Annotated in this window: 15 protein-coding genes; 9 read left to right on the forward strand and 6 right to left on the reverse strand. The window is 31.5% G+C overall.

The features are described from left to right. The 3 genes from IUY40_RS07175 to IUY40_RS07185 all read right to left on the reverse strand — a co-directional run bounded on the left by IUY40_RS07175 (nt 1) and on the right by IUY40_RS07185 (nt 4,391). The gene (locus tag IUY40_RS07175) at nt 1-2,586 is read right to left on the reverse strand and encodes a phosphoenolpyruvate carboxylase (RefSeq protein ID WP_195736181.1); all 2,586 of its coding nucleotides are present in this window, start codon (nt 2,584-2,586) and stop codon (nt 1-3) included. A 93-nt stretch (nt 2,587-2,679) separates the two neighbouring features. Beyond that, nucleotides 2,680-3,159: a winged helix-turn-helix transcriptional regulator gene (locus tag IUY40_RS07180; RefSeq protein ID WP_007805990.1), complete on the reverse strand. Its 480-nt coding sequence runs from the start codon at nt 3,157-3,159 to the stop codon at nt 2,680-2,682. 77 nt (nt 3,160-3,236) lie between these two features. Continuing rightward, nucleotides 3,237-4,391: a M14 metallopeptidase family protein gene (locus IUY40_RS07185; RefSeq protein WP_195736182.1), complete on the reverse strand. Its 1,155-nt coding sequence runs from the start codon at nt 4,389-4,391 to the stop codon at nt 3,237-3,239. A gap of 312 nt (nt 4,392-4,703) precedes the next feature. Between IUY40_RS07185 and IUY40_RS07190 the strand changes: the two genes are divergently transcribed. Then, complete coding sequence (locus IUY40_RS07190; protein ID WP_195736183.1) at nt 4,704-5,177, forward strand: helix-turn-helix transcriptional regulator; 474 nt, start codon at nt 4,704-4,706, stop codon at nt 5,175-5,177. Between the two features lie 51 nt (nt 5,178-5,228). Here the strand turns inward: IUY40_RS07190 and IUY40_RS07195 are convergent, their stop codons facing one another. After that, a complete protein-coding gene (locus IUY40_RS07195) occupies nt 5,229-5,780 on the reverse strand; it encodes a 1-acyl-sn-glycerol-3-phosphate acyltransferase (protein WP_195736184.1) in 552 nt (183 codons plus the stop codon). Between the two features lie 63 nt (nt 5,781-5,843). Here IUY40_RS07195 and IUY40_RS07200 point away from each other — a divergent pair, with 63 nt between their 5' ends. The 6 genes from IUY40_RS07200 to IUY40_RS07225 all read left to right on the forward strand — a co-directional run bounded on the left by IUY40_RS07200 (nt 5,844) and on the right by IUY40_RS07225 (nt 9,255). Then, nucleotides 5,844-6,506, forward strand: a complete 663-nt coding sequence (locus tag IUY40_RS07200; protein WP_195736185.1) for a fused MFS/spermidine synthase — start codon at nt 5,844-5,846, stop codon at nt 6,504-6,506. A 76-nt stretch (nt 6,507-6,582) separates the two neighbouring features. Next, nucleotides 6,583-7,260 (forward strand): peptidoglycan DD-metalloendopeptidase family protein, encoded by a 678-nt coding sequence (locus IUY40_RS07205; protein ID WP_195736186.1) that lies wholly within the window; start codon nt 6,583-6,585, stop codon nt 7,258-7,260. Nucleotides 7,261-7,266: 6 nt separating this feature from the next. Next, entirely contained in the window at nt 7,267-7,743 is a 477-nt protein-coding gene (locus IUY40_RS07210) for a hypothetical protein (protein WP_195736187.1), read from the forward strand. Nucleotides 7,744-7,749: 6 nt separating this feature from the next. Further along, a complete protein-coding gene (locus tag IUY40_RS07215) occupies nt 7,750-8,274 on the forward strand; it encodes a hypothetical protein (protein ID WP_195736188.1) in 525 nt (174 codons plus the stop codon). Nucleotides 8,275-8,335: 61 nt separating this feature from the next. Next, nucleotides 8,336-8,806, forward strand: a complete 471-nt coding sequence (locus IUY40_RS07220; RefSeq protein WP_195736189.1) for a nuclear transport factor 2 family protein — start codon at nt 8,336-8,338, stop codon at nt 8,804-8,806. Further along, nucleotides 8,806-9,255 carry a DUF1572 family protein gene (locus IUY40_RS07225; protein ID WP_195736190.1) on the forward strand — a complete coding sequence of 150 codons (450 nt, stop codon included), beginning with the start codon at nt 8,806-8,808 and terminating at the stop codon, nt 9,253-9,255. The genes IUY40_RS07220 and IUY40_RS07225 overlap by 1 nt, the downstream gene beginning before the upstream one ends. Nucleotides 9,256-9,521: 266 nt before the next feature. Here the strand turns inward: IUY40_RS07225 and IUY40_RS07230 are convergent, their stop codons facing one another. Then, nucleotides 9,522-11,009 (reverse strand): aminotransferase class V-fold PLP-dependent enzyme, encoded by a 1,488-nt coding sequence (locus tag IUY40_RS07230; RefSeq protein WP_195736191.1) that lies wholly within the window; start codon nt 11,007-11,009, stop codon nt 9,522-9,524. Between the two features lie 223 nt (nt 11,010-11,232). Between IUY40_RS07230 and msrA the strand changes: the two genes are divergently transcribed. Beyond that, nucleotides 11,233-11,763, forward strand: a complete 531-nt coding sequence (gene msrA, locus IUY40_RS07235; RefSeq protein WP_195736192.1) for a peptide-methionine (S)-S-oxide reductase MsrA — start codon at nt 11,233-11,235, stop codon at nt 11,761-11,763. 27 nt (nt 11,764-11,790) lie between these two features. Continuing rightward, nucleotides 11,791-13,362, forward strand: a complete 1,572-nt coding sequence (locus IUY40_RS07240) for a protein adenylyltransferase SelO (protein ID WP_195736193.1) — start codon at nt 11,791-11,793, stop codon at nt 13,360-13,362. Between the two features lie 195 nt (nt 13,363-13,557). Here the strand turns inward: IUY40_RS07240 and IUY40_RS07245 are convergent, their stop codons facing one another. Further along, the gene (locus IUY40_RS07245) at nt 13,558-14,529 is read right to left on the reverse strand and encodes a YpdA family putative bacillithiol disulfide reductase (RefSeq protein ID WP_195736194.1); all 972 of its coding nucleotides are present in this window, start codon (nt 14,527-14,529) and stop codon (nt 13,558-13,560) included. Nucleotides 14,530-14,534: the final 5 nt, after the last annotated feature.

Raw genomic sequence — 14,534 nt, forward strand, 5'->3', positions numbered from 1 at the left:
TTAAGCTGAGTTTCTACTTGCATTTGTATTTCCAAAAAGAGAACGTGTTACTATTTTCTCATATACCTTTATCAAATCATCATCAACTTGATCTTGCTTGTTTAATTCATTAATTCTTAATAAAGCATATTGTTGTATTGTTAACAATGGCAAGACAATACGCTCTCTTATCTGAATAGAAGCTTTACCGTCAGGATAATTTTCCATTAGCTCTTTATGTCCTGCAATTTTGAGCAACAAACGTTTTGTTTCCGAAAATTCATCATAGATAATTTGCCAAAACTCTCCAAATTCAGGGTCTTTTCTCATATAAGCTGTTAATGGTAAAAATGATTTTGCCAACGACATCATACTATTTTCTAATAAGGTTTTAAAGAATAATGAATTATCATATAAATCCTGAACTTTCTCCCATTGATTCGTTTCTTCAAAATGCCTTAATGCCGAACCTACTCCAAAGAAACCTGGTACATTTTGTTTTAATTGACTCCAAGAACCAACAAACGGAATGGCGCGTAAATCTGCAAAATCTAAATTTTCAGACTTACTCCTTTTTGATGGTCGACTACCAATATTTGTTTTTGAGTAATATTTTAAAGTACTCATCTTTTCTAAATAAGGAATAAATTTTGGATGATTTTTAAAACTTAAATATTCTTGATATCCAAGTTCTGCCAATTGATCCAAAATATTTTTCTCATCTACAGTCAATTCATTTTCACCTTTACTAAATACCTGATTTGTAACTCCAGCACTCAATAAATTCTCTAAATTGTAACGACAGGAATCTAATGTTCCGAAATTAGAGCTAATAGTTTGCCCCTGAACAGTAATCTGAATTTCATTATTTTCAATTTTAGGCCCTAATGAAGCATAAAATTTATGCGTTTTTCCTCCTCCACGAGCTGGTGGTCCACCACGTCCATCAAAGAAAATAGCTTTAATTCCGTATTTTCTAGAAACTTCAGTAAGTGCTTCTTTGGCTCTGTAAATACTCCAGTTTGCCATTAAATATCCACCATCTTTTGTACCATCAGAAAAACCTAACATTATTGTTTGTTTGTTTCCTCTTTCGGTCAAGTGTTTTACATATTCTGGATTCGTATACAGTTGCTCCATAATTTCATGAGCCTTTTGCAAATCATCAACAGATTCAAATAACGGAATAATATCAACCGTTGGGTTATCCCAATTATTCAATCTTATTAAAGCAAAAGTCTCCATTACATTCAGAGCACTTTCATTATTACTAATTATATAACGATTTGCCCCATACTCCCCATTATTCTCCTGAATGGCTTTAATAGCTTGGATAGACTCAATTGTTGACTTTGTAATTTCATTTTCAAAAACATTCGCATTAAGATTTCCTTTTACTTTTGAAAGCATAGCTATCTTTTCGTTCTCTGATAAATCATAATAATTAGCAGGAAAAACCGAAGGATCTGACTTTAGATAATACATTACAACATCCTTAAAAACAGCATCATGAATCTTACTATTCTGGCGGATATCTAGTGTTGCAAAATAAAAACCAAACAGATTAATCTTTATAAGCAACGCCTCTAATTCATCCAAATACAAAGACTGGTGCTTATCTACAATAATATCTTTAATCCTATTTAACTGTGTCTTAAACTCATCTAAAGTGATGTAAATTTCTCCTTTAGAATAAAATACTGAACGATACAATTTATATTCAAGATCAGATACTAGAGTATCCACTCCTGCAAATGTCAATTTTCTTTTTAAGTTTCGCATCTCAACATAGTAGCATTTTAGAATCGAAGTTCTCAAACGTTCTGCTACTTTTAAAGTAATGTCCGTTGTTACGAATGGGTTTCCATCACGATCTCCTCCTGGCCAAAATCCGAGTTTAATCAAAGGATTTTGAATCGATTTGCCGTGAAAGATATTTTTTTGAAGATAATGTACTATTTCACCAGAAGTTTCATAGAATACATTTTCCAAATACCAAATCAAACTCACTGCTTCATCATAAGGATTTGGTTTTTCATTTTGTATAAATGGTGTTTTCCCTAACTGAGCAAGTAGTTTCTTGATTTTAAGCAAATCATTTGATCGGATTGCCGCAGTTAGATCATTGATAATACCTAATACTGGACCTGGATAAAACTGTGTAGGATGTGCCGTTAAAACTGTACGAACATTAAAGTTTTCTAAAAACTCAATTAATTCATCATCTTTTTCTTTAGCATCTGTCTTTTCTTTAATATCACGAAGCGAACCTCTTCCTTCCATATTATTTACAGTTGGAAATGCTGCATCTTCTATAGCATCAAACAATACTATTTGACGCTCAATGTATTGAATAAATCGAAACATTAAATCAATTTTATCTGTTTCTGAAGCATCATTTAAATACTTTCCTGAGAAAAAATTCACAATCTCTTTAGGAGTTTCTTGTTTTTTAAAACCTGTTTCACAAACTTCAGTAAATAAAGGAAGTAAAACTCCTGTATTATCAATAGAGTCAAATGGTAGGGTAATAAATACACTATTATAAATATGGTATTTAGAAAGAACATCTTGATTAAAACGTTCTATTTTTGGAAGCGTATACATAATGCGTTATAGTTGGTTGGTTATTAGTTAATTTTTCATAAAAAAACCCCAAGAAAAACTTGAGGTTATATTCAATATAGCATTCAAGATCAATTACATGTTTTTAAAAATAGTATGCATCAATCGTTTTTTATCATTAATACTTTCTTCTAACGAAATCATAGTTTCTGTTCTATATACTCCTTCGATATCATCTATCATAAAGATAACTTCTTTTGCATGCTTAGTATCTTTTGCTCTAATTTTACAGAAAATATTAAATTTCCCTGTAGTTACAGATGCAACAGTTACAAACGGAATTTGATTAATACGCTCTAAAACAAATTTTGTTTGAGATGTATTGTTTAGAAAAACACCTACATATGCTATAAATGAATATCCTAATTTATCATAATCCAATGCTAATGAAGACCCCATTATTATCCCGGCATCTTCCATTTTTTTCACTCTCACATGTACTGTTCCTGCAGATATCAATAATTTTTTTGCAATGTCAGTAAACGGTACTCTTGTGTTGTCTATCAACATGTCTAATATCTGGTGATCTACTTCATCCAAACGAAATTTACTCATAGTTCTTTAATTAATATTACTAATTCCTATTACAAAGCACAAAAATATACATAAAAAATAACAAAACGATAATAAAACTATCTTTTTATCAATCCGTTAACAAATTTTATGTTTTTATTTAAATAAAAATCCGCTTTCTGACTTGTTTTCGGAAAACCACCAAAATCATCAGTATATTCTGCTCCTTTAGCATCATATTCAAAATGACCATAATGATTTTCTAATTCACCAACTTCGGTAACATAAGCAGTGAAACAAATTTTATTTTCAATCAATTCCTCTTTGTATTGTGCGGCAAAATTCGTGATTATTTCAATACCATCATAATTTATTTTGATGTTTTTATATATAAAATCATAAAAAACGACTTTATTTTGTGAAATCTTCAAATATTTATTAATTCCACTGACAACTATATCGTTTTCGCTTAATGCCTTAAACCCTGAGATTAACGCAAAAAAGATATACTTCCTTGTGATTTCTCTTTCATAATCATTAGGATAATGCCCTGCTTCAAATAAAACTGTTGGCACTCCTAAATACTGAAATGTATCTCCTATACAATTAATATTAAAAGAATCATCAAAACGACCTACTTGTCCAGGAATATAATCTTGTAAAACATCATTCATAACTACAATCAAATCTATCGCTTTCATACGTGACTCATTTATCTCACGCCCTTCATTATATGCTGGAGCCAAAAATGAGACTGTTGCTGGCTTTCCTGTATCGCCAGCACCAAAAATTGTACGCTGATCATGCAGATTATAGCAGTAATGAGGCTTAAACTCTTCAAACGCCGCTCTTAACACTTTGCTTTCGGGCTGTGTTAACTGCTGTGAGTCACGATTCAAGTCGACTTTATTAGCATTTTCTCGAGTATATAACTTAGCGCCATCAGGATTTAACATAGGAATAGCACAAAAAGTAAACTTTTCTAATAGCTTATTTGCAAAATCAGAACCGCTATTCAACACATTAATAAAGTCAAATAATGCCTTCGTAGTTGTACTTTCATTTCCATGCATTTGCGACCAAAGATAAATTCGAGTTTCACCAGTCCCAATTTTGTAACTATATATAGGTTCCCCAAAAACAGATTTACCAATAACCTCAACTTGATTATTCGTATTTAATTTCTTCAACAAAGGAGTTATCGACTCTAACGTAAGATACCTTCCTCCTATCGTTTGCTCTTTATGTAAGCTAAATAATTCTTCTAAAATCATGATGTATTGTTTGGTTTACAAAAGTAAACATCTTTATTGTTACAATTGTAAACAGTAAAATAATTCAACAATCTACATTTGTAAACGCTAATTCCCCTCTAAGAACCCTGACCTACCCCGCTTTTGATGACATTTGTTACTTATTTTTAAAAACACAGTTAAAGCATTACTTATTAGCAATTTAAGCAACTATACATGAAGCTATACAATAATACAAATAGAGCGATTTACACTATTTACAATTGTATAATTGGTGTTTCAGTATATTTTAATTACATTTGTAAACCGTCTTAATTTAAAAAACAATTTACAATGGTAAACATCGAGGATTTTATAAAAAGATTGGAAATTATACTAGATTATTATGGTTTAAACGCCTCTTCATTTGCAGATAAAATCGGAGTACAACGCTCTAGTATGTCTCACCTACTTTCGGGTAGAAACAAACCTAGCTTAGATTTTATATTAAAAATTATTGAGGTTTTCCCCGATATAGATTTGTACTGGGTTTTAAACGGAAAAGGATCCTTCCCTAAAAACGAAAATAGTAAAGGTGCTATAAATTCAATTCCAGAAGAAATTGAAAAACCCATCGCTCCTATTTTCCCAAATAAGGATTTCATTCCCGAAGATTTATTTTTAGAGATCGAAAATCCAAATGAGAAAAAACTGGTTGAAAAAAATACTGTAGAAATAAAAAACACAATTTCCAATACCTCTTCTGCAGAGATCGAGAAAATTGTGCTCTTTTATAAAAATGGGACTTTTAAAGTATATACTACTTAATTTTTAATTTTGCGTATTTTAAAATTTCTGAAAAATCTTTAAAAAAACATTTTACAATTGAAGTTCATTACTTGGAATTTTTCCCAACACTCCTTTATAGTGTTGTTTTAAAATTTCCATATCTGCTTCATAATTTCCTGTAGGATAAAATGGCTTACCAAAATTAACTTCTTTTTTACCCCAATCAAAAGCTACTGGCACAATTGGCACATTTGCTTTTAAAGCGATATAATAAAAACCTGTTCTAATTTCAGAAACTTTTTTGCGAGTACCCTCTGGAGCAACTGCCAAACGAAAAACTTCTTTTCTCTCAAAAATAGCAGCAATCGAATCTACTTTATTTAAACCTCCTGAACGATCTAAAGGCTCTCCTCCTGCACTTCTGAAATAATATCCAAAAGGAAATTTAAATAATTCTTTCTTTCCTACCCAATTCATTTCTAAACCCGATATTCCTCGGGTAAAAATTCCTAAATAAAAATCATGATTACTTGTATGCGGCATCACCATCAACACACATTTTTTAACCTCAGCATTTTCGACCCCTACAATTTTCCATCCCATTAACTTCAAAAAGATGAATTTATATAATTGTTTCTTCATTAATTTTATTTTAATCTACAAAATAAATAATTTAAATCTTAAATTTGGTAAAAACGCATACGAATGATTAAGAAAATATTCAGTTACCTTGTTCCCATAAAAATTTTTGAAAAAAAATCTGCACGCAGTAAAGCTATTGAAGTTACTTGGGCAAACGGTGAATTAGTTTTAGATTCCGAAAATACCAATTATTCTTATGGTAGCTTACAACGTATCCTGAGATATGGTTTAAAAAACATTGGCTTTAAAAAAATTCTTTCCATGAAAGAGATATTGCTTCTAGGTGTAGCTGGAGGTAGTGTTATCAAAACTCTTGTTGATGAAATAAAATACGAAGGCAAAATTACTGGTGTTGAAATTGACCCCGAAATACTAGAAGTCGCTAATAAATATTTCAATCTAAATAAAATCAAGCAACTTGAAATTATTATTGATGATGCATTCGAATTTGTTTTAAAAACAAATAAAAAATATGATCTTATAATAATTGATGTTTTTGAAGACACTACAATGCCTAACTTTTTATTTGAAAGCTTCTTTAGCAATAGAGTCTGTGATCTTTTAAAAAATAATGGTTTTGTACTTTTCAATACCATGATTCTAAATGAAACACACAATATCAGAAACCGAAAATACATTTCGGAAATAAATAACCTGCATGTCGTAAAAATGCTCCCTCGAATTGAAGAGCACAATGAATTGATAATTATTGAAAAACTAGCTTAATCATAATTTCATTTAGCACATAATACTAGGATTTATATTTAAAACAATTACAACAGATATAAAAAAATAAAAATACATGCTCAGCTTAGAAACAACTTTAAAAAATTTAGCCCCAGCAAAAGTAATCGATTCTACAATTGACTATTCAGACTATACATCTTTGGATTTATCTGTTTCTAACCAGGAATTAAAAAACAACAAACCCGAAACAGCTAAAGATTTTGAAAATTATATCGAAAAAGTAGTAACTCGTACCAATGCTCAAGTCGCTTTTGGTGGTTATCTGGAAGAGCGGAATATATATAAACGAAGTGAAAACTTTAAAAATCATACAATACCAGAGCGCAACATACATATTGGTTTAGATTTATGGATTAAAGCTGGAACTCCTGTTTTAGCTGCATTTGAAGGAACTGTCCATAGTTTTAAAAACAATGCTAATTTGGGTGATTATGGCCCTACAATTATTCTAGAACATACTATTGAAAATCATATTTTCTATACTTTATATGGGCATTTGTCGTTAGAAAGTATAGTTAACCTTAAAGTAGGAGCTGTTTTTCAAAAAGAACAAATTTTAGCCACTTTAGGCAAACCAAATGTAAATGGTGATTATGCCCCACACTTACACTTTCAGATTATAAAAAACATAGGAGACAATTTCGGTGATTATCCCGGTGTTTGCAGTAAAATCGACCTAGATTATTACACTAACAACTGCCCAAATCCCAATTTAATATTAAAAATAACATAAAGAACAATGAAGAAAGTACTATTTATTTTAAGTTTGCTTCTGTTGATTGGTTGTAAATCAAAAACAGGTGGAAACAAAACAGAAGATTTAAAAATATCAAAAGTTTTAGTTACAGAAGTAGATAATAGCCAACAAAAAAAGGCCTACGATTTAGGAAAACGTGTTTTATTGACTTGTAATACCTCAAAATTCAAACCTTTTAACGAAACTGAAGTTACACCATCGGTTATGGCAAATACCACTGAAGAGCGACTAACAAAAACATGTCAGAAATTCCGACAATGGTACGGAGCATTTAAAGATCTTAAACTAGATGGTATTTATAAAACCAAACATGAAACAATCTACAGGTATAGAGCTTTATATGAAAAAAAAGTAGCCAATAAAGAACTTCGTGTGTATGTAAATGAAGAGAACCTGATTTCGGCTATAAAATCGTTGGACTGGGACGAAACATTCGAGTCAAAATTAACTGAAAAATAACCCCATATGAATTATAAAACACTACTGATTTTACCCTTTCTTTTCTTATCCACATTGGTTAATGCTCAGGAGTTGCTTAATTTTAAAGGAAAAACATACCCTGCTACACCCGCTTGGGATTTTATCTGTGAAAATTATGCTTTATCTGGCGAAGCCAATATTCAAATTGCAAAAACTGAAACAGGAGGAATTTTAAAAATTAGTGTAGCAACAACTGATCCTAAATTACAAATTACCGGCACTACTTATATTTATTTAGTAGATAATACCATTATTGTATGTGTAGACAAAAAGAATACCGAAGCTGCTGAAAATAAAACGGTAACTTACTTTAATCTTTCTGCTATCGAAATGAATAAATTAAAGAAAACTGATGTCCAATCTATTAGATTCAACATATCAGGAACTACAAATAAATTCAGCAGCCAAATTGGGAATTTTACAGCTATAAATAAGAAATCGTATTACGCTACCAAATTTGATAAATCTAAGAATAGCTTTGAAACTGCTGTAGAAATTCAAGTCTTGTAAGTTTTTTTTATTAAAAAGGAATCAATTATTCTGTACTTTTATACTCTAAATTACATCAAAAATGACTGTAAACGAAGTCACGATTACAAAATTCTATACTGCATTTTCCAATGCTGATGCGGTTAAAATGAGCGAATGCTACCATCCAAAAGTACAATTTCGTGATCCCGCTTTTGGTTTACTAAAAGAAGATCAGGTTTGCAAAATGTGGGAAATGCTTCTTAAAAAAAGCAAAGGAAATATAAAAATAGAATTTTCAGATATAAAAGCTGATGATTTTGTAGGTTCTGCACACTGGGTTGCTTCTTATAATTTTAGCAAAACAAACAGAAAGGTTGTCAATAGTATTTTTGCCGAATTTCAATTTCAGGATGGCTTGATTATAAAACATACCGATACATTTGACGTCTGGAAATGGTCTAAACAAGCATTCGGCCTTACTGGCTATTTGTTAGGATGGACTGGTTTTTTTCAGAAAAAAATACAAGAACAAGCCTTATCATCACTTCATAACTATCAATCTGAAAAATAATGGCACATTGTGATACACTGAGAGCCCTTTTTAATCGTGATCTCAATAAATTAAAACTCGAAATTGAATCTTATCAAAATGAAGCTAAAATCTGGTCTGTAGAGGAACAAATTTTAAATTCGGCAGGAAACCTATGTTTACACTTAATAGGTAATTTAAACACCTATATAGGTGCTGCATTGGGCAATTCTAGTTATATAAGGCATCGTGAATTGGAGTTTTCGTTAAAAAACATCCCAAGATCTGAATTAATTACCAAAATAGAAGAAACCATTAGGGGGGTTAATGCCGCTTTAAGTAATTTATCCGAAGAGGATTTAGAGCATGAATTTCCAATTATTGTTTTTCAAGGTAAAGATTCTACTGGTTTTATTTTAACACATCTCACCACACACCTTGCCTATCATTTAGGACAAATAAACTATCACCGCCGATTGCTAGATACGTAAAGCTAATTTATTGATGAGTCATAAATTAAAAAAAATCATCAAACCATTAAGATATTAAGAAAAATTAAGCTTTTATGGTTATTTTTAAATTTTATCGCAAAGCCACAGAGACACGCAATGGAAATGTTTTTTAACTGCGACTTGTAGGCTTTGTGAGATTTAGTAATCTAAACTTGTTCATCTAGTAAGATTCTTAATTCTTCTAATCCTTTAATGGTAAAAACAAATCAAAAAAAAACAGCCTCAATTGAAGCTGTTTTTTTTGTTTATGATGCAAACCAACCAGCGACTAATTCATCTTCGAATGAAGTGACATTTTCATGTATAAATTCATTGGTTTCTTTATTGTATTCATAATCCAAAGCCCATGTTTTATGGTTTTGGGCTAGCTCTTTAATACTATTACAAACAAAAGCAATTTCTTTGCTAGTTGTTGTTGGATGTATTGACATTCTTATCCATCCTGGCTTACGAATTAAATCACCAATAGTGATTTGATCAATTAGCTTACTTGATGTTTCTTGATCAACATGCAACAAAAAGTGTCCGTATGTACCAGCACAACTACAACCACCTCTAGTTTGAATTCCAAATCTGTCATTCAATATCTTTACACCTAGATTAAAATGCAAATCTTCAATAAAAAACGAAATTACACCTAAGCGCTCCTGATGTTGTGCTGCTAAAATTTTAATATTCGGAATGTCATTTAACTCATTAAAAACAAAATTAACGATTTCATGTTCACGTTGTAACATATTATCAACTCCCATTTGCTCCTTTAACTCAATTGCCAAAGCAGTTTTTATTACTTGTAAAAATCCTGGAGTTCCACCATCTTCACGATCTTCGATATTATCAATATATTTATGCTCTCCCCAAGGATTTGTCCAACTTACAGTTCCTCCTCCAGGACAATCTGGAATCATATTCTTATATAATTTTTTATTAAAAACCAAAACTCCCGATGTTCCTGGTCCTCCTAAGAATTTATGTGGAGAAAAGAAAATCGCATCTAAATACGCCTCTGGATCTTCTGGATGCATATTTATTTTTACATATGGTCCTGAACATGCAAAATCTACAAAACAAACACCATTATGCTGATGCATCAATTTGGCAGCCTCATAGTATGGTGTTTTTATCCCTGTTACGTTTGAACAAGAAGTAATCGAAGCTATTTTATAAGCTCTGTCTTTATATTTATCTAATAAGATTTCTAATTTTTCAAGGCTAAAAAGCCCTTTCTCGCAGGCAGGAATAATTTCAACATCAGCAATCGTCTCTAACCAACTCGTTTGGTTTGAGTGATGTTCCATATGTGATATAAAAACAACTGGTTTTTTATCTTCAGGAATTAGTGTAAAATCTTTTAGGTTTTCAGGGATTTTTAATCCCAAAATACGTTGAAATTTATTAACAACACCTGTCATTCCTGTTCCGTCTGTAATTAAAATATCATCTTGGTTGGCATTGACATGACGCTTAATGATATTTCTGGCATGATGGTACGCTTTTGTCATGGCAGTACCTGACACAGTAGTCTCTGTATGTGTATTTGCGACAAAAGGCCCAAATTGGTTTATAATTTTCTCTTCAATTGGTCTATACAAACGTCCGCTAGCAGTCCAGTCGGTATAAATTATCTGTTTTTTACCATAAGGAGAGGTGAATTCCTGATCGATTCCAATAATATTTTTTCGAAAATCTTGAAAATAAGCTTCTAAAGCCGTGGTATTGTTTTTGATATTCATTATGAACTGATTTGATGTCAAAGGTATATATTTTTTATATAATTGTGAATTTGTTAATAGTCAAGTAAAAACTATAATACAATTTCTTTTATTTATAATTAAATATTCCTTTTGCAAACATATTTTTAGTAAAAGCTACATATTTAGAATTAAATTTGGACAGAAACATTAAAGTTTTATATCCACAATAAATAAACAACAATAATTATTTTAAATTAAATATATGAAAAATTTATCTATAGCAACTTTTGGAGGAGGCTGTTTTTGGTGTATCGAAGCAGTTATTCAGCGCTTAAAAGGCATAAAATCAATAAAATCAGGCTATGCTGATGGGCATATAAAAAACCCTCCTTATCGTGAGGTTTGTACAGGAAGAACAGGACATGCCGAGGTCGTTCAGGTAACTTTTGATCCTGAAATCATTTCATACCATGACTTAGTAGCTATTTTTATGACAAGTCATGACCCTACAACTTTAAATCAACAAGGAGCTGACAAAGGAACACAATACCGTTCGATTATTTTATATCATGATGATGAACAAAAAGCAATTGCTGAAAAAGTATTTGAAGCAGTAAAACCTTTTTATGCTGATTCTATCGTAACCGAACTAAAACCTTTTGAAGTATTTTATGAAGCCGAAGAGGATCATCAAAATTATTACAACAACAATCAGGAAGCTGGTTATTGCCGAATGGTAATTGACCCGAAAGTGCAAAAATTAAGAAAAATGTATGCCGATAAACTCGCATAAACAATTGTTATTGAAATTAAATGAAAAATGAAAAAATTAAACATACATAATCGGTTCACAGCCGAACTTCCTGAAGATCCACTAAATACCAATGAGACGAGGCAGGTTTTAAATACTTGTTTTTCTTATGTTAATCCACGAATTCCTTCTGATCCAAAATTAATTCACGCTTCTGAAGCTGTGGCTGAGTTAATAGGGCTTTCGCCAAAAGATATTCAATCAGAATCATTTCTGAATGTTTTTTCGGGTAAAGAAATACTACCTACCTCGCATCCATACGCGATGTGCTATGCTGGGCATCAATTTGGAAATTGGGCAGGGCAATTAGGAGACGGTAGAGCGATTAATTTAACCGAAGTTGAACATAATGACCAGTTCTATACTTTACAACTTAAAGGAGCTGGAAAAACGCCTTATTCGAGAACTGCAGATGGTTTAGCCGTATTACGTTCCTCTATAAGAGAACATTTATGTAGCGAAGCCATGTTTTATTTGGGAGTTCCTACCACACGTTCTCTTGCCTTAATGCTATCTGGCGACGAAGTATTGCGTGATAAGTTATATGATGGTAATTCTGCTTACGAAAAAGGGGCGATTGTATGTCGTGTTGCGCCATCATTTATTCGTTTTGGAAGTTTTGAGATGCTAACGGCACGCAATGAGCTTAAAAATCTTAAATCACTTACTGATTACACGATTAAATATTATTATCCTGAAATAAAAGAAGAGGATGATAAAAAGAACTATATCCAATTTTTTAAAGCTGTTGCTGATAAAACACGTAATATGATTCTCGATTGGCAACGCGTAGGCTTTGTACATGGCGTGATGAATACTGATAATATGTCTATTCACGGCTTAACAATAGATTTTGGCCCTTATGGATGGCTAGAGGATTATGACCCTAATTGGACTCCTAATACTACCGACAACCAACATAAAAGATATCGTTTTGGTAATCAAGCTAATGTTGCTAAATGGAATTTATTTCAATTAGCAAATGCTCTATATCCTTTAATCAATGAAGCTGAGGGCTTAGAAAGTATTTTAGAATCATTCTCTGATTTATATGAGGTAGAATACAGAGAAATGATACTTAACAAACTAGGTATTTCAGCACCTAAAGAAGCTGACAATAAAATTATCCTAGATTTAGAGACTAATTTGCAATTATCCGAAACAGATATGACTATCTTTTTTAGAAATTTAAATAAAATTAAAAAAGAGGAATCTACTGAACAGGCATTTGCCCATATTCAGGAGGCTTTTTATAAACCTGCAGAAATTAAAGATGCTGTTTTAAATACTTGGTTAGAATGGTTCTCTGTTTATTTAATGCGCTTAAATACCGAAAAAATATCTAACGATGAACGAGCAGCAAAACAAAACAAAGTAAATCCGAAATACGTATTGCGTAATTATATGGCACAATTAAGCATTGATGCTGCCGATGAAGGCAATTACTCATTAGTAGATGAGTTGTATCAATTACTTAAAAAGCCTTATGATGAACAGCCTGAATACGAAAAATGGTTTGCCAAACGCCCAGATTGGGCAAGAGATAAAGTAGGTTGTTCGATGCTTTCCTGCAGTTCTTAATATTATTTAGTCCCTCTGGCATAATAATCTTAACACAAAGAAATATAGCTTTTACAAGCTAAAAGTAGACGTTTCACTTATTCAAAATCAACATAGCTATCTATGTAAAAGAAATATGTTTCTCTTCGCCTTCTTTTTACAAAAAAACTATATTTCTATGTGTTTAATAATTTTTACAATAACTGTACTCAACAATTATTTCGAAGTAATATAATCTACAATCATATTGGCGTGAACGCGTGAATTCTCTATAAACCATTTATGAGTTTCCATTCCGCCACAAACAACACCTGCCAAAAACAATCCTGCAACATTGGTTTCCATTGTTTCGGGATTGTATGTTGGTACTTTTCTTTCATCATCTGATAACTGAATCCCCATTTTTTCAAGAAAAGTTAAATCTGGTTTATATCCTGTAAGTGCCAAGACAAAATCATTTTCAATTGTTACTTTTCCGTTTGGAGTATCGATTTCCACTTCATTCTCACGGATTTCGGTAATATTCGATTCAAAATAAGCTTTTATACTCCCCTCGGCTATTCTGTTCTCAATATCTGGTTTAACCCAATATTTTACTCGATTATTTATTTCACTTTTGCGGATTACCATTGTCACATTAGCTCCTTTTCTCCAGCATTCCAGAGCTGCATCTACTGATGAATTATTGGCGCCAACAACTACAATATTCCTGAAAGCATATTCATGCGCTTCTTTGTAATAATGACGGACATGTGGTAATTCTTCTCCTTTTACATTCATATGAATCGGAATATCATAAAAACCTGTTGCAACAATTACATGCTTAGCTTCATACTCGCTTTTATTTGTAGCTATTTTAAAGAGTAAATTTTCTTGTTTGATAACTTGTATTACTATTTCAAATAAATGTATAGAGAAATTAAAATAACGATGAATATTGCGATAATATTCTAATGCTTCCTGTCGTCCTGGCTTTGGAGCAAGACAATTGAAAGGGATATCTCCTATTTCAAGTCTTTCTGCAGTAGAAAAAAACGTCATATACAACGGATAATTGAAAATACTATTTACAATTGCTCCTTTTTCTATAATCAAATACTTTAATTTTTTCTTTTGTGCTTCAATCGCGCAGGCCAAACCTATTGGTCCTCCTCCAACAATTATCAAATCATATTTCTCAACTGTCATAAACA

The sequence above is a fragment of the Flavobacterium sp. ALJ2 genome (assembly GCF_015594725.1).
In the GTDB taxonomy this organism is placed as follows: Bacteria; Bacteroidota; Bacteroidia; order Flavobacteriales; family Flavobacteriaceae; genus Flavobacterium.